The following is a 14862-nucleotide window of genomic DNA, read 5'->3' as shown; positions in this document are numbered from 1 at the left end:
CCATGGAATCGATAATCCAACAAATCAATCAACTACGAACCTCACTGCGCCATCACGAATATCAATACCATGTGCTGGACGCACCGGAAGTGCCGGATGCGGAATACGATCGCCTGATGGGTGAACTGCGTGCGCTGGAAAGCGCCCACCCGGAGTTGATCACCGCTGATTCGCCGACCCAGCGTGTGGGCGCCGCCCCGCTGGCAGCGTTCGATCAGGTTCGTCATGAAGTGCCGATGTTGTCACTGGACAACGTCTTCGACGAAGACAGCTTCCTGGCATTCTATAAACGCGTGCAGGATCGCCTGAAGAGCAGCGATCCGCTGACCTTCTGCTGCGAGCTGAAGCTGGACGGTCTGGCGGTCAGCCTGCTGTACGAAGATGGCGAACTGGTTCGCGCGGCCACCCGCGGCGACGGCACTACCGGTGAAAACATTACCTCTAACGTGCGCACCATCCGCGCCATTCCACTGCGGCTGACCGGTGACAATATCCCGCGTCGGCTGGAAGTGCGTGGCGAAGTGTTTATGCCGCAGGCCGGTTTCGAGCAGATGAACGAAGAGGCGCGTCGCAAGGACGGCAAGATCTTCGCTAACCCGCGTAACGCCGCCGCCGGCTCGATTCGTCAGCTTGACCCGCGCATTACCGCCAAGCGTCCACTGACTTTCTTCTGCTATGGCGTTGGCCTGCTGGAAGGCGGCGAATTACCGCGCAGTCACTGGCAGCGCCTGATGCAATTCAAAGACTGGGGCTTACCGGTCAGCGATCGCGCCAAACGTTGCACCGGCAGTGACGAAGTGCTGGCGTTCTACCGTCAGGTGGAGCAGGACCGCACGCAACTCGGGTTTGATATCGACGGTGTGGTCGTAAAAATTGACGATATCGATCTGCAGGAAACGCTGGGATTTGTGGCGCGTGCGCCGCGCTGGGCGACAGCATTCAAATTCCCGGCGCAGGAACAGATTACCCAGGTGCGCGAGGTGGAGTTCCAGGTTGGTCGTACCGGTGCGATCACGCCGGTGGCAAGGCTGGAGCCAGTGCTGGTTGCCGGGGTGATCGTCAGCAATGCCACGTTGCATAACGCCGATGAAATTGAACGTTTGGGCCTGCGCATCGGCGATACGGTGATTGTGCGCCGTGCCGGCGACGTGATCCCGCAGGTGGTGGGAGTGATAGCCGATCGCCGTCCAGCGGACGCGCGTGAAATTTTGTTCCCGCAGCATTGTCCGGTATGCGGTTCCGACGTTGAGAGAGTGGAAGGCGAAGCGGTAGCACGATGCACCGGCGGGCTGATCTGCGCGGCACAACGCAAAGAAGCGCTGAAGCACTTTGTTTCCCGTCGGGCGTTGGACGTCGATGGCATGGGCGACAAAATCATCGAGCAGTTGGTGGAAAAAGAGTATGTGAAGAACCCGGCCGATCTGTTCCGCCTGTCCGCCGGTATTCTGACCGGGCTGGATCGCATGGGGCCAAAATCGGCGCAGAATCTGGTCAATGCGCTGGAAAAATCCAAGCAGACCACCTTTGCCCGTTTCCTGTATGCACTTGGCATCCGTGAAGTCGGCGAAGCCACGGCGGCCAATCTGGCTGCACACTTCGGTACGTTGGATAAGCTGTTAGCCGCCGATATCGAGGCGTTGAAAGAAGTGCCGGAGGTCGGTGAGATCGTGGCGAAGCACACGCGTCATTTCCTTGACGAAGAGCTCAACCAACAGGTAATCCAGGAACTGGTCAGCGACGAAATCGGTATTAACTGGCCGGCCCCGGTGGTGATAGTCGCGGAAGAGATCGACAGCCCGTTCGCCGGTAAAACCGTGGTGTTGACCGGCTCGTTGAGCCAGCTTTCACGCGATGAGGCCAAAGATCGCCTGACGGCGCTGGGTGCCAAGGTCAGCGGCAGCGTCTCGAAGAAAACCGATCTGGTGATTGCAGGTGAAGCCGCCGGTTCCAAACTGGTGAAGGCGCAGGAACTGGGTATTGAGGTTATCGACGAAGCGGAAATGATCCGCCTGCTGGGTGCCTGATGGAAAAAGAGAATCTGTTGGAGATTGCCAATACGGTAATGCCGTTCGGCAAGTATCAGGGGCGGGTGCTGATTGACCTGCCCGAAGAATACCTGTTGTGGTTTGCCCGAAAGGGAGAGTTTCCCCAGGGCAAGCTCGGCATGCTGATGGAAATGACGTTGGCGATTAAAATTGAAGGGCTCGACCACCTGGTCAAGCCGCTGAAGAAAAGTTGAGTTGCCGGGCGCGGTATCCGCCGCACCCATTTATTTATTCCCGCACGGCTTGCCCGTTGGGCGTCGCCTGTTGTTCCTGCTGTTTTTTCTGATAGCGTCGAGCCAGCACCGCACAGGTCATCAATTGCACCTGATGGAACACCATCAGCGGCAGCACCATAATGCCCACGGTTGAGGCCGGGAACAGGATATTGGCCATCGGGATACCGTTCGCCAGGCTTTTCTTCGAGCCGCAGAACACGATGGTGATTTCGTCGGCTTTGCTAAAGCCCAGCCAGCGCGCCATATAAGTGTTCACCACCAGCACAATCGTCAACAACACCAGGCTGCCCACCACAATAAATACCAGCGAACCGATGCCGACCTGATGCCAGATGCCGTGCGTTACCGCTTCGCTGAAGGCGGCATATACCACCAGCAGAATCGAAGTCTGGTCAGTTTTGCCGATCAGTTTGCGGTTGCGTTCAATCCATTTACCGATCAGCGGCCGTGACAGATGTCCGGCGACAAACGGCACCAGCAGTTGCAGCACGATGGAGCCTACCTGTTGCAGGCTGCCGGTTTCCCCGTGCACATTCATCAGCAAGCCGACCAACAGCGGCGAGACGAAAATCCCCAGCAGACTTGAAGCCGATGCGCTGCACACCGCAGCGGCCACGTTGCCGCCCGCCAGCGAGGTAAAAGCGATGGCCGACTGTACGGTTGCGGGCAGAATGCACAGGTAGATAAAGCCGGAATACAGTTCGGGGCTGACGTTGACCGGCGACCACCATTTAAACAGCACGCCGAGCGCCGGGAAAATAATAAAGGTGCTGAACATCACCCACAGGTGCAGCCGCCAGTTATTGCTGCCGGCCAGAATGGCTTCGCGCGACAGTTTGGCACCGTGCATAAAGAACAGCAGGGCGATGGCGGCGATGGTCAGTGCATTCAGCCAGCCGACGAACTCGCCGCGTGCAGGCAGGAACGAAGCCAGCAGCACGGTGGCGATCAGCGTCAGGGTAAAGCGATCGGGCAAAAATCTCATGGCGGCGTACTCGAAGAAAAATCAATGCGCCCATTGTCGCGCGACCGGATATAATAATTAAATTGATTTATTTAATTCATATATGAATAAAAAACATGAATTACTCGATTAAACAACTCAAAGTCTTTGTCGCTATTGCCCGGCACCGCAGTTTCAGCCGGGCCGGTGAGGCCATTGGCCTGACGCAGTCTGCGGTTAGCCACAGCGTGAAAGAGCTGGAGGCGGAGATCGGCGTTCGCCTGCTCGATCGTACTACCCGTGAAGTGCTGCTGACCGACGCCGGGCAACGGCTGGCCAACCGTGTCGAGCGTCTGCTGGATGAGTTGCAGTCGTCATTGTTGGATGCGCGCAGCTTTGGCGTACAACGCAGCGGTACGGTGCGGGTGGCGTCGAGCCAGACCATCTCCGCGCACCTGATGCCGCAGTGCATTGCCGCCGGGGAAAGGCAGTATCCGGATATCCGCATCATGTTGCGTGATCAGGCGCAGCAGCAGGTGCTGCACAGCATTCGCAATGCAGAGGTCGATTTTGGCATTGTGGTCGATCCGGTGCAGGCGGTAGATCTGGACTGCGAACCGATCCTGCACGAGCCTTTCCTGTTGTTGTGTCGTAACGATCATCCGTTTGCCGAATTGTCAGAAGTGCACTGGTCGGCACTCAGCGGTAGTCGCCTGGTGTTGCAGGATTATGCTTCAGGCAGTCGGCCACTGATTGACAGCGCGCTGCGCCAACAAGGGGTGGAGGCGACGGTGGTACAGGAGATCGGCCACCCGGCTACGCTGTTTCCTATGGTGGCCGCGGGTATCGGTATCAGTATTTTCCCGGCGTTGGCATTACCCTTGCCGGAAGGCGGCCAGTTGAAGGTTCGCCGCTTGGTACCGGAAATCAACCGTGCGCTGATGTTGGTGCGGCGTAAAAACCGCTCGCTGACCCCAGCGGCAGAGGTCATCTGGCAGGTGGTGGGACAGCAGGCGGCCTTGCTGCAACAACAGCGTCAGCGGCAGGCGGATTACTGAGTCAAATATCCACATCCACGGCACAAGGAAGGTTGGGTTACCCTGTCTTAATACGATGAAGCCTGTTTTTTGAGCAGTATTGACGGTCGGGCTAATCGGAGTACCATAACGAATATAAGCGATATAACGATATTCAGGCGGTAATATGGTCATTAAACAGCGGACACGTCACGAAGTACAAACGTCGTTGAACATTCAGACGATTAGCGGGGCTGAGCTTCACAAGCTTGAAACCAAATCTAATGCTGAGTATTTGGTGATAGAGCTTGGCGATTTAACCGGACATATTCCGCATTTTACTGACGCCATCAAAGCGGCGATGAAGGCGGCTATTACTTCTTTGGCTACGGCATTTTCTGGTGATGCAGATATGATATTACCTAGCGCAGAGCCACAAAAAGAGGTGAAGGGTCCCGATAAAACGGCCAAATTGACGGTATCAGCGAAAGATAAAACGCCGACTGTTCAAGCAAGAACCCACCAAAATGACAAAACTGAACGTCAACGTCGTCATGCAGAACGTTTGGCGAAGCACAATGCCGCCATCATAGAAGATTCAGTGTGGTTAACGGCACATGATTTGTCGCAAAAAACGGGTTTTACATCAGCAAATCCTAGCGCGGGCCCGCATCGTTGGAAATCTTCAGGTAAAATTTTTGCCATTCAGTTGCAGGGAAAGGATTTTTACCCACAGTATGCTCTGGATGAAGGGTTTCGTCCGCTGCCGATAATTAAAAAAATCCTCCTGATGTTTGGTGAAAGGAAAACCCCATGGGGTTTAGCCGCCTGGTTTGGGGCCGATAATAGCTGGTTGGGGGGGCGTAAGCCCAAAGACATGCTGGTCAGTGCGCCGGAACAGGTGCTGCTTGCGGCCAGAGAGGAAACGTTGAGGGGAACTCATGGATGACAGCAGGGATGAAAATGACGTTAAACGGAGGATCCGTACGCCGGTTACCGAGCTGCAGGTAAACTTTTCCACCTGGCCATCAGGGCAAAATATTTATCGTATTCATTCCATTTGCTATACCGCCATACAGTTCAATCCTGGAACGCGGGGAAATGCCAGATTTAGTCCTGTCTATGACAGCCGAAAGCAACGAGTACCCACACTCTATGGCGGCATTAACACAGGCGTTGCTGTGATGGAGACCCTATTTCATGATCTCCCGGAACATACTGACGGAGTCGCTTATGATATGGGGAATTTGCGAGGGATGGCTCATTCGGTTATTGCGCCGAAAGTGGATTTAAATCTGGTCGATCTCAACCCTAAAACCATGAAAAAAATGGGGGTCAACAGAGCGCAGCTTCTGGACTCGACAGCCGATCAGTATATCTATACCCAGGAATATGCGACCGCCATTCATGCGGCTCACCCCGCAGCACATGGGTTGAAATGGTCATCCAGGCAGCATGGCGATAGCGCTTTAATGCTGTTTGGCGACCGGGTTCACCCAGATCAGTTGGCTGTCATCAGTGAATCGGAAGTGATCATTGATTCGAACAGGGTGCTGGACGCAATTGACGAAGAGGCGGATCAGCTTGGCGTGGTACTTCTTGATGCCGATGAAGAGCCTGATATCTCAGGCCCAATTCAATGATTCGCCTGCCGAAAGAACATTTCAAATATACACATCCACGGCGTTAAGCGCGGTTGGACGGTTGATGCCGTCGCCTTTGGTCGGGGCGCTACTATCGGCAGCTTTAGCCATTTGCTCTGCCTGCTGTTTTTCCATCTCTTCTTTCTGAATGCGCGCGATCTCGGCCTGCAGCATTTTGATCTGCGCCTGAATCAGCTGTTTCTGTTTTTCAATTTCTTTGGGATCGGCATCCGAGTCTTTCAGGTCGGCCAGTTTCTGTTGCAGCCCCTGGATTTGCTTGTTCAGCGACTTGATACGCGCTGAAGCACTGCTGTCGGCCACTTTCACCTGATCGTTACCGTCAGTTTCCCTGGCTTCTTTCATCTTGCCGCCTTCCGGCTGCTGGTTGACCGGCTTGGCCATCAGCAACTGGCCCTGGTTACCGGGGGCGCTAAAAACGTTGCTGATGCCGGGTACGGTGTTTTTCACCGGGACAATCATGGTAATGCTGGTCGACATAACACTCTCCCTGAGTTTTGATTCCGCTGCTCAGGGTATCGGCAGAATGGGGCAAAACTTTACTCGCGGATTTGCCGCAGGCGCGGCCAGCGTTGCAACCAGCCTTTGGCGATCACTCGCTGTTCATAGGCGTTGAGGTCGCCGTTTTTGGCATTGAAGGTGATGGTGTCATCGAACAGGCCGTTGAGGCCGAATGGCGCCACCAACTGTAGGCTGTCGTCCGCATTCAGCCGCACGCCAACCGCCGTTTCCACCTCGGTCCAATAGCTGATGGCGTCCTCGCTGTTAAGGTAGGGCGCCCGACCGCTGCGCAGGTGCATACGCGCCTGATTTTTCACTGACCAGGGCTGCGGCAACCATTCTTGTAGCCGTGCTTCCAGCATCTGGTCACGCTCCGCTTCCGGGCGCTGTGCGTCAAAATGGATCACGTCGATATCGTTGAGCGGGGTTGGCATGGCGTAATCGTGCAGCCGATCCCATACCAGATTACGCACAAAGCCGGCACCCAGGCACCAGTCATTCAGACCGAGCCGACGGGCGGTGCGCAATATCGTCATTCTTTCACTATCTTGCTGTAACCATTGGATAATTTTTTGTTGCTGAGTCATTACCTCTCCTTTGTTGCGGCTACTGTAACCTGAAGTGGCCGTGGGCGAAACCGCAGGCGAATATATTCGCCGGTCGACTGACTACACTTGGTATAGGGTTTGCAACTTCAGGTAAGCATTCAGGGCAAAACAGGGGACGCTATGTATCAGGCAACGCTTAGCCGGCGCAGCTATCGTTTCAGCGATTTACGCCAGTTGATGGCCAAGGCATCACCGGCCCGTTCCGGCGACTATCTGGCGGAGGTGGCAGCGGACAGCGCAGAGGAGCGTATGGCGGCCCGCATAGCACTGGCAGAGGTGCCGCTGAAAACGTTTCTCCAGCAGTTGCTGGTGCCCTATGAACAAGACGAGGTCACCCGGCTGATTATCGACAGTCACGACACATTGGCCTTTGCGCCAATTTCACACCTGACGGTGGGGGATTTTCGCGACTGGTTGCTGAGTGAGCAGGCGGACAGCGCGATGTTGGCGCGGGTGGCCACCGGCATTACGCCGGAAATGGCGGCGGCGGTGAGTAAGTTGATGCGCAATCAGGATCTGATCCTGGTGGCCAGGAAATGCCGGGTGATCACGCGTTTTCGTAACACTATTGGCCTGCCGGGCCACCTCAGCGTGCGGCTGCAACCGAACCATCCGACCGACAGCTTACAGGGCATCGCGGCCAGCATGCTCGACGGCTTGCTGTACGGCAGTGGTGATGCGGTGGTGGGGATCAACCCGGCCAGCGACAGCCTGCCGCTGCTGGAAAAACTCAATCACATGCTGGACGACGTGATCCAGCGTTTCGCTATTCCTACCCAATCCTGCGTGCTGACGCACGTCACCAATACGCTACGCCTGATCGAGCGCGGTGCACCGGTGGATTTGGTGTTCCAGTCGATCGCCGGTACCGAGGCGGCCAACGCCGGTTTTGGCATTAATCTGGCGCTGCTGGCGGAGGCACAGCAGGCGGCGCTGAGTCTCAATCGCGGTACTCTGGGCAACAACGTCATGTACTTTGAAACCGGGCAGGGCAGCTGTTTGTCGTCCAATGCGCACCATGGCGTCGATCAGCAAACCTGCGAAGCACGCGCTTACGCGGTGGCACGACATTTCTCCCCGTTACTGATCAACACCGTGGTCGGGTTTATCGGGCCGGAGTATTTGTACGACGGCAAGCAGATTATCCGTGCCGGGTTGGAGGATCACTTCTGCGGCAAGCTGCTCGGCCTGCCGCTGGGTTGCGACGTGTGTTACACCAATCACGCAGAGGCGGATCAGGACGATATGGACACCTTGCTGACGCTGCTGGCTACCGCTGGGCTGACCTTCCTGATCGGCGTACCGGGAGCGGATGACATCATGCTCAATTATCAAAGCACTTCATTCCACGACGCGCTATATATCCGCGAACTGTTGGGGCTCAAGCACGCGCCGGAGTTTGCCGACTGGCTGACGAAAATGCATATCACCGACGATCTGGGTCGACTGCGCGAGACCGCGGCCAATCACCCGTTGCTGCTGGCGTTACAGGGAGAGCAACCATGAACAAGCCAGTTCACGTTAACCGTTGGGATGCGCTGCGAGCTTTTACCGATGCGCGCATTGCGCTGGGGCGTACGGGATCCAGTTTACCGACCCAGGAGTTGCTTAAATTTGGCCTGGCGCATGCGCAGGCGCGTGATGCGGTGCATCAGCCGTTCGACAGCGATACGTTGGGCGGGGCGTTGCAGGATCAGGGCTGGCAAACCTTGACGGTGCACAGCCAGGCCATCGACCGTACCGCTTATCTCAGCCGGCCGGATTTGGGACGTCGGTTGGCTGCGGACAGCCGTAGCCTGTTGTTGGGCTTGCCTGACAAGCCGGTGGATTTATTGCTGGTAGTGGCAGACGGTTTATCCTCCAAGGCGGTACATCGTCAGGCACTGCCGTTGTTGCAGGCGCTGCGGCCTTATCTCGAATTATTGGGCCTTTCGCTGGCACCGGTGGTGCTGGCGCACCAGTCGCGGGTGGCGCTGGGGGATGATATCGGTGAATGTTTAGGGGCCAGAGCTGTGGCGATGCTGATTGGTGAGCGGCCGGGCCTGTCATCACCGGACAGCCTGGGGATCTACCTCACTTGGGGGCCGACTACCCAGCGGCGCGAGTCGGAACGCAATTGCATTTCCAACGTTCGTCCGGAGGGGCTGGACTACCCGCAGGCGGCGTTCAAACTGGCGTGGCTGCTGGAACAGGCTTTTCAGCGTCGACTGACCGGCATAGAGCTGAAAGATGAAAGTGATAACCCGGCGTTGCAGGGGCGAATAACACCGCTTCATTCCCAGCTCGGTGGCTGACCGATACTTTGTTTGAGTAAGCTGATGAACAGATTCAAGCGGGTTGAAACCTTGGCTACCGGCCGCAACAGATAAATTCCCTGTTGATCCTGGCGCGGATCCTCCAGTACCGGCAGCAACCGACCGGCCTGAATATCCGGCCCGACCACCCAGTTGGGTAAAAAGGTGATCCCCATTCCCAGCAGTGCGGCTTCGCGCTGAGCGGTAAAGTCATCGCAACGCAGTACCAGACTGCAGCGATCCATCAAAGAGGCACTGAGGATCTGCGCCCAGCAGGCCGGCTGTTGCTTATGGTAGCGGGCAATCAGCCGATGCTGCGGCAAAGCGTTCAGGTCGGCAGGCCTGCCGTAACGAGCGAGATAATCAGGGCTGGCGCACATGACCCAGCGCTGGGTAGCTATCCGACTGGCGTACAGGCTACTGTCTTTCTGCTCGCCGATGCGAATGGCGGCATCCAGCAGTTCCTGGGTTGGATCGGTCTGACGTTCGGTCAAATCCAGTTCAACAAACAGTTGGGGATAGCGTTCAGCCAGCGTCGGCAACAGCGGCAGGATATAGGTTTTGCCAAAGGTCGGCAGGCAACTGATGCGCAAGGTACCTTGCGGTCTGTCGTTCAACGAAGTCAGTTCTGCGCGGATATCGCTGATGTCTGTCAGCAACGTGGTGGCACGCGCCTGCAACATTTCCCCTGCATCTGTCAGCATCAGGCCGCGCGTTGAGCGGATAAACAGCGTGGTGCCCAATGCATTTTCCAGCGCATCGATGTGGCGTACCAGGGACGAAGGCACCATTCCGAGCTTGCGGGCGGCGGCGGAGAAGCTGCCCAGCAGGGCGACCTCGAGAAATATCGGCAGATGTTCAACATAACGGGCGTCATTCATTTTTGCATTATATGCAAAAGCGTTTCTTATGAATACCAGGTTCTCCGTCTACCGTATTGCAGCTACTCTTTTTTGGGGCTTATGGCGGGCAAGGGTATGCCATGAATTCCACCGCAGAGAGAAAATGCATAAAGCACGCGGTTTTTAGAATATTAGAACACTTGTATTGCCCAGGTATCACTGTATGCCTGCGGTATTGATAGCTGCTTCAACACCAGATTAACCGTTCAATTTGACGCCCTGTTTAACAACAATGGTTAGTGAAACTAAACCGTTGTTGACATTGGGCGTCGCCGGCCTGCCGTGCCGGTTTTTTTGTCGCCGATGGCTGAATCGTTCCAACCGAGCGGGTTACCGGCGACATCTTTGCTCACTTTCTGGTGAGCATTTTGAACGCGCGGGGCATTTCACTCCGTGCTGGTGGAGGAGTAGGTTATGAACGAAGATCACGGGTGTGCCTGTGCGCAGCATTTGGCGCAGGGCTTTGCCAGGCAGTCGCTGAGCGTTGGGGAGGGCGAGATCTACCAAATTTCGCTGATGAGCGCGTTAATCAGCGGTGTTTACGAAGGGGAGGTCACCATTGGCGAGTTGCTCAGGCACGGCAATTTTGGCCTGGGGACTTTCAACCACCTGGACGGCGAACTGATCGCCTTCGACAAGGAAATTCACCAGTTGCGTGCCGACGGTAGCGCGCGGCCAGCCAGTCTGCAGCAGAAAACCCCGTTTGCCGTCGTCACTTTTTTCCAACCCAGCGTTACCCAACACTTCGATCGTCCGATCACCAAGGCGCAGCTGCACCAATGCATTGATGAACAGGTGGCTTCGCCGAATCTGTTCTGCGCGGTGCGCGTCGACGGCGAGTTCAGCCACGTGGAAACCCGGACTGTGCCCCGTCAGGAGCGCCCCTATCGCCCGATGCTGGAAGCGATTGAAGAGCAGCCTACCTTTGCCTTCCATCACTGCCAGGGCACCCTGGTCGGTTTTCGCTCGCCCGATTATATGCAGGGCGTTGGTGTGGCCGGTTATCACGAGCATTTTGTCACCGAAGACCGCAACGGCGGTGGCCACGTGCTGGATTACCAGCTCGACCACGGCCGTCTGCAGTTTGGTGTGATCATCCGTCTCAATCTTCAGTTGCCGCATGACGCGGATTTTCTGCGCGCCGACCTCTGTCCAGAGGATTTGGACCGCGCAATTCGTTCTGCCGAGGGTTAATTCCGCGACAGTCTTGGGTTAGTTTTCAGGAGGTATTCCATGAACAAGGCAAAAACAGACAATAACTGGGCATGCGGCGCAGATTTGGTGGTGAAAAATCTGGAAGCGCAGGGCGTCAAACACGTATTCGGTATTCCGGGAGCCAAGATAGACCGGGTATTTGATTCGCTGGAGGATGCGCCGTCTATAGAAACGGTGGTGGTGCGTCACGAAGCCAACGCGGCATTTATGGCAGCGGCGGTCGGGCGCTTGACCGGCAAGGCCGGGGTGGCGCTGGTGACCTCCGGGCCGGGCAGTTCCAACCTGATCACCGGGCTGGCGACCGCCACCTCGGAAGGGGATGCGGTGGTGGCTTTTGGCGGCGCGGTGAAACGTGCCGATAACCTCAAGCAGACCCACCAGAGCATGGACACCGTCAGCATGTTCCGGCCGGTGACCAAGTATTGTGCCGAGGTGCATGCCGGTTCGGCGATTTCAGAAGTGATCGCCAACGCCTTCCGCCACGCCGAGTTCGGCCGTCCGGGGGCTTCTTTCATCAGTCTGCCCATGGATATCGTCAATGAGCCGGTCAGCGCGCCGGTGTTGGCGGGTTGCCGACTGCCACGTATGGGGGCGGCGGCGGCCGAGGATATTCGCGCCGCGGTCAAATTGATCCAGCAGGCGAAATGCCCTGTGCTGCTGTTGGGCTTGCAGGCCAGCCGTCCGGAAAACAGCGAGTCGGTACGTCAGTTGCTGCATCGCACCCACATGCCGGTGGTGGGGACCTATCAGGCGGCAGGGGTGATCGACGTTAACCACTTTGCGCGCTTTGCCGGGCGCGTTGGATTGTTCAATAACCAACCCGCCGACCAGCTATTGCAGAAGGCCGATCTGGTGGTCAGCGTCGGTTATGGCCCAATTGAATACGATCCCTGCATGTGGAACAGCCAGGGCCGATTGAAACTGGTGCATATCGACGTGCTGCCGGCGGATATCGACACCTGTTATCGCCCGGACATTGAGCTGGTGGGCAATATCAGCGCTACCCTCGACATGATGACCGAAGCCTTTAGCGGCGTGGTGAGCGTGCCGACGGAGGTGGAATTGATCCTCAGCGATCTGGGCCGCCAGCGCCATGAACTGGCGGAACGCGCTGCACGGCGCGGCGGCATGCCAATTCACCCATTGCGTATCGTGAAAGAGTTGCAGGATATCGTCAGCGACGACGTAACGCTGTGCGTGGATATGGGCAGTTTCCACATCTGGATTGCCCGTTATCTTTACAGCTTCCGCGCGCGCCAGCTACTGATTTCCAACGGCCAACAGACCATGGGGGTGGCGTTGCCGTGGGCGATCGGTGCGGCGCTGGTGCGGCCGGGCGATAAAGTGGTCTCTATCTCCGGTGACGGCGGTTTTATGCAGTCGAGCATGGAGCTGGAAACCGCAGTACGACTGAAAAATAACATCGTGCATGTCATTTGGGTGGATAACGCCTACAACATGGTAGAAATGCAGGAGGTGAACAAATATCGGCGTAAATCCGGGGTGGAATTCGGCCCGATTGATTTTAAAGCCTATGCTGAAGCCTGCGGCGCGGTCGGGTTTGCCGTGCAGTCGGTGGAAGACTTGCGGCCGATGCTGCGCAAGGCCATGGAAATTCAGGGGCCGGTGGTGGTCGCTATCCCGGTGGATTACGCCGACAACTACAAACTGATGGCGCAGATGAACTTCAGCCAGATGATTTAATTTCAGCAAGCCGGACAACTACGGGGAATGCCGCATGCAGCACTCCCCGTTTTTTATGCTCATAATTTGTGCTTTACATCCCTAACTGCATGATTTATTGGTATCCATCGAGTCTGTTTTCTACTCTGGGGATGGAACAATGAATAAAAAAGCAATAACAATGACGTTGGGACTATTGACTCTGACGGTGATGGGCGGCGCACGCGCCAGCACGCTGGTTTATTGTTCCGAAAGCTCGCCGGAAGGGTTTAATCCGCAGTTGTTTACCTCTGGCCCGACGGTCGATGCCAGTTCGGCGACGATTTACAACCGGCTGGTGGACTTCAAAGTCGGTACCGTCGAGCTGCAACCCAGCCTGGCGGAAAGCTGGCAGGTGAGCGAAGACGGTAAGAATTACACTTTTCATCTGCGCAAAGGGGTGAAATTCCAGAGCAATAAATACTTTACCCCCACCCGCGACTTCAACGCCGACGACGTTATCTTCTCCTTTATGCGGCAAAAAGACCCCAATAATCCCTATCACAAGGTCTCCAACGGCGCTTACACCAACTTTGAGTCGATGGAGTTTGGCACGCTGATCAACAACATTGTCAAAGTGGACGACAACACCGTGCGTTTTGAGCTTTCGCGTGCCGAAGCGCCGTTTGTGGCCGATCTTGGCATGTATTTCGCCACTATTCTCTCGGCCGAATATGCCGATGCGATGCTCAAGGCCAGCACGCCACAGCGAGTGGATAACGATCCTGTCGGCACCGGGCCGTTCCAACTGGTGCAGTACCAGAAGGATGCGAAGATCCTCTACAAGGCATTCGACCAGTATTGGGAAGGGAAACCGAAGATAGACCGGCTGGTGTTCTCGATCACCCCGGATGCGGCGGTGCGTTTTGCCAAACTGCAAAAGAATGAATGCCAGGTGATGCCGTTCCCTAACCCGACGGATCTCAAGCGCATGCGCGAGGACAAAAATATCCAGGTGATGGAGAAATCCGGCCTGAACATCGGTTTCCTGGCGTTCAATACCCAGAAAAAACCGCTGGATAACCTCAAGGTGCGGCAGGCGCTGGCGCTGGCGGTAAACAAACCAGCGATCCTCGAAGCGGTATTCCACGGTGCCGGCCAGCCGGCGAAGAACCTGCTTCCGCCGACCCAGTGGGGGAGCAATAACCAGATTGAGGACTATCCGTACTCTCCGGAAAAAGCCAAACAGTTGTTGCAGGAGGCCGGGCTGGGGCAGGGGTTCGCCATCGATCTGTGGGCGATGCCGGTACAGCGGCCATACAACCCGAATGCCAAACGCATGGCGGAGATGATCCAGGCCGACTGGGCGAAAATCGGCGTGAAGGCCAGGATTGTCACCTTTGAGTGGGGCGAGTATTTGCAGCGGATAAAGAACGGGGAACATCAGGCTGCGTTGATGGGCTGGACCACCGCCAACGGCGATCCGGATAACTTCTTCGGCCCGCTGTTTACCTGTGTTTCGGCCAACGGCGGTTCAAACTCGGCCAAATGGTGCTATCCGCCGTTCGACAAGCTGATCCAGCAGGCGCGTGAAGAGAACGATCACGCCAAACGGGTGGCGATGTATCAGCAGGCGCAGGTGATGATGCATGACCAAATGCCGGCGATGATGATTGCCCACTCAACCATTTTTGAGCCGGTACGCAAGGAAGTGAAGGGCTACGAGATTGACCCGTTCGGCAAGCACATCTTCAAACAGGTTTCGCTGGAGAAATAATT

The 14862-nt window shown here is 56.4% G+C and carries 14 protein-coding genes; 10 read left to right on the top strand and 4 right to left on the bottom strand.

Features of this window, described 5'->3' with window-relative positions; translation table 11 throughout:
* Positions 1-2 precede the first annotated feature (2 nt).
* Positions 3-2024, top strand: coding sequence for an NAD-dependent DNA ligase LigA (ligA, locus tag E5C26_RS17665; protein ID WP_135317469.1), 2022 nt, complete (start codon positions 3-5; stop codon positions 2022-2024).
* The gene (locus E5C26_RS17660) at positions 2024-2239 is read left to right on the top strand and encodes a DUF3820 family protein (protein ID WP_012146156.1); all 216 of its coding nucleotides are present in this window, start codon (positions 2024-2026) and stop codon (positions 2237-2239) included. Before ligA ends, E5C26_RS17660 begins: the two co-directional genes overlap by 1 nt.
* Positions 2240-2273: 34 nt before the next feature.
* On the opposite strand, the gene E5C26_RS17655 is transcribed toward E5C26_RS17660, so the two are convergent.
* Positions 2274-3266 carry a bile acid:sodium symporter family protein gene (locus tag E5C26_RS17655; protein ID WP_135317468.1) on the bottom strand — a complete coding sequence of 331 codons (993 nt, stop codon included), beginning with the start codon at positions 3264-3266 and terminating at the stop codon, positions 2274-2276.
* 95 nt (positions 3267-3361) lie between these two features.
* On the opposite strand from E5C26_RS17655, the gene E5C26_RS17650 reads away from it, so the two are divergent.
* From E5C26_RS17650 to E5C26_RS17640, 3 genes are all read left to right on the top strand, one after another.
* Positions 3362-4282 (top strand): LysR family transcriptional regulator, encoded by a 921-nt coding sequence (locus E5C26_RS17650; RefSeq protein ID WP_135317467.1) that lies wholly within the window; start codon positions 3362-3364, stop codon positions 4280-4282.
* Between the two features lie 145 nt (positions 4283-4427).
* On the top strand, positions 4428-5189 hold the full coding sequence (locus E5C26_RS17645; RefSeq protein ID WP_135317466.1) for an integrase: 762 nt from the start codon (positions 4428-4430) through the stop codon (positions 5187-5189).
* Positions 5182-5883: an RES family NAD+ phosphorylase gene (locus E5C26_RS17640; RefSeq protein ID WP_135317465.1), complete on the top strand. Its 702-nt coding sequence runs from the start codon at positions 5182-5184 to the stop codon at positions 5881-5883. The genes E5C26_RS17645 and E5C26_RS17640 overlap by 8 nt, the downstream gene beginning before the upstream one ends.
* Positions 5884-5904: 21 nt before the next feature.
* Here the strand turns inward: E5C26_RS17640 and E5C26_RS17635 are convergent, their stop codons facing one another.
* Positions 5905-6381: a FlxA-like family protein gene (locus tag E5C26_RS17635; protein ID WP_135317464.1), complete on the bottom strand. Its 477-nt coding sequence runs from the start codon at positions 6379-6381 to the stop codon at positions 5905-5907.
* Between the two features lie 59 nt (positions 6382-6440).
* Complete coding sequence (locus E5C26_RS17630) at positions 6441-6989, bottom strand: nucleotidyltransferase family protein (RefSeq protein ID WP_135317463.1); 549 nt, start codon at positions 6987-6989, stop codon at positions 6441-6443.
* A gap of 141 nt (positions 6990-7130) precedes the next feature.
* Here E5C26_RS17630 and E5C26_RS17625 point away from each other — a divergent pair, with 141 nt between their 5' ends.
* Positions 7131-8516, top strand: coding sequence for an ethanolamine ammonia-lyase subunit EutB (locus E5C26_RS17625; RefSeq protein WP_135317462.1), 1386 nt, complete (start codon positions 7131-7133; stop codon positions 8514-8516).
* Positions 8513-9304 carry an ethanolamine ammonia-lyase subunit EutC gene (gene eutC, locus E5C26_RS17620; RefSeq protein ID WP_135317461.1) on the top strand — a complete coding sequence of 264 codons (792 nt, stop codon included), beginning with the start codon at positions 8513-8515 and terminating at the stop codon, positions 9302-9304. Before E5C26_RS17625 ends, eutC begins: the two co-directional genes overlap by 4 nt.
* Here eutC and E5C26_RS17615 read toward each other — a convergent pair.
* Complete coding sequence (locus E5C26_RS17615; RefSeq protein ID WP_135317460.1) at positions 9283-10185, bottom strand: LysR family transcriptional regulator; 903 nt, start codon at positions 10183-10185, stop codon at positions 9283-9285. The genes eutC and E5C26_RS17615 overlap by 22 nt on opposite strands.
* Positions 10186-10620: 435 nt before the next feature.
* Here E5C26_RS17615 and budA point away from each other — a divergent pair, with 435 nt between their 5' ends.
* The 3 genes from budA (at position 10621) to E5C26_RS17600 (ending at position 14860) form a co-directional block, all read left to right on the top strand.
* Positions 10621-11400: an acetolactate decarboxylase gene (budA, locus tag E5C26_RS17610; protein WP_135317459.1), complete on the top strand. Its 780-nt coding sequence runs from the start codon at positions 10621-10623 to the stop codon at positions 11398-11400.
* A 39-nt stretch (positions 11401-11439) separates the two neighbouring features.
* Positions 11440-13125 (top strand): acetolactate synthase AlsS, encoded by a 1686-nt coding sequence (gene alsS / locus E5C26_RS17605; protein ID WP_135317458.1) that lies wholly within the window; start codon positions 11440-11442, stop codon positions 13123-13125.
* A 139-nt stretch (positions 13126-13264) separates the two neighbouring features.
* Positions 13265-14860, top strand: coding sequence for an ABC transporter substrate-binding protein (locus E5C26_RS17600; RefSeq protein WP_135317457.1), 1596 nt, complete (start codon positions 13265-13267; stop codon positions 14858-14860).
* Positions 14861-14862 lie beyond the last annotated feature (2 nt).

The sequence above is a fragment of the Serratia proteamaculans genome (assembly GCF_004684015.1).
Classification (GTDB): Bacteria; Pseudomonadota; Gammaproteobacteria; order Enterobacterales; family Enterobacteriaceae; genus Serratia; species Serratia proteamaculans_F.
This window is presented reverse-complemented; position numbering and strand designations above follow the sequence as displayed.

Excerpts from the sequence above, each read along its gene's own strand:
- ligA (WP_135317469.1), top strand. The coding sequence starts at position 3 with ATGGAATCGATAATCCAACAAATCAATCAACTACGAACCTCACTGCGC.
- E5C26_RS17660 (WP_012146156.1), top strand. The coding sequence starts at position 2,024 with ATGGAAAAAGAGAATCTGTTGGAGATTGCCAATACGGTAATGCCGTTC.
- E5C26_RS17655 (WP_135317468.1), bottom strand. The coding sequence starts at position 3,266 with ATGAGATTTTTGCCCGATCGCTTTACCCTGACGCTGATCGCCACCGTG.
- E5C26_RS17650 (WP_135317467.1), top strand. The coding sequence starts at position 3,362 with ATGAATTACTCGATTAAACAACTCAAAGTCTTTGTCGCTATTGCCCGG.
- E5C26_RS17645 (WP_135317466.1), top strand. The coding sequence starts at position 4,428 with ATGGTCATTAAACAGCGGACACGTCACGAAGTACAAACGTCGTTGAAC.
- E5C26_RS17640 (WP_135317465.1), top strand. The coding sequence starts at position 5,182 with ATGGATGACAGCAGGGATGAAAATGACGTTAAACGGAGGATCCGTACG.
- E5C26_RS17635 (WP_135317464.1), bottom strand. The coding sequence starts at position 6,381 with ATGTCGACCAGCATTACCATGATTGTCCCGGTGAAAAACACCGTACCC.
- E5C26_RS17630 (WP_135317463.1), bottom strand. The coding sequence starts at position 6,989 with ATGACTCAGCAACAAAAAATTATCCAATGGTTACAGCAAGATAGTGAA.
- E5C26_RS17625 (WP_135317462.1), top strand. The coding sequence starts at position 7,131 with ATGTATCAGGCAACGCTTAGCCGGCGCAGCTATCGTTTCAGCGATTTA.
- eutC (WP_135317461.1), top strand. The coding sequence starts at position 8,513 with ATGAACAAGCCAGTTCACGTTAACCGTTGGGATGCGCTGCGAGCTTTT.
- E5C26_RS17615 (WP_135317460.1), bottom strand. The coding sequence starts at position 10,185 with ATGAATGACGCCCGTTATGTTGAACATCTGCCGATATTTCTCGAGGTC.
- budA (WP_135317459.1), top strand. The coding sequence starts at position 10,621 with ATGAACGAAGATCACGGGTGTGCCTGTGCGCAGCATTTGGCGCAGGGC.
- alsS (WP_135317458.1), top strand. The coding sequence starts at position 11,440 with ATGAACAAGGCAAAAACAGACAATAACTGGGCATGCGGCGCAGATTTG.
- E5C26_RS17600 (WP_135317457.1), top strand. The coding sequence starts at position 13,265 with ATGAATAAAAAAGCAATAACAATGACGTTGGGACTATTGACTCTGACG.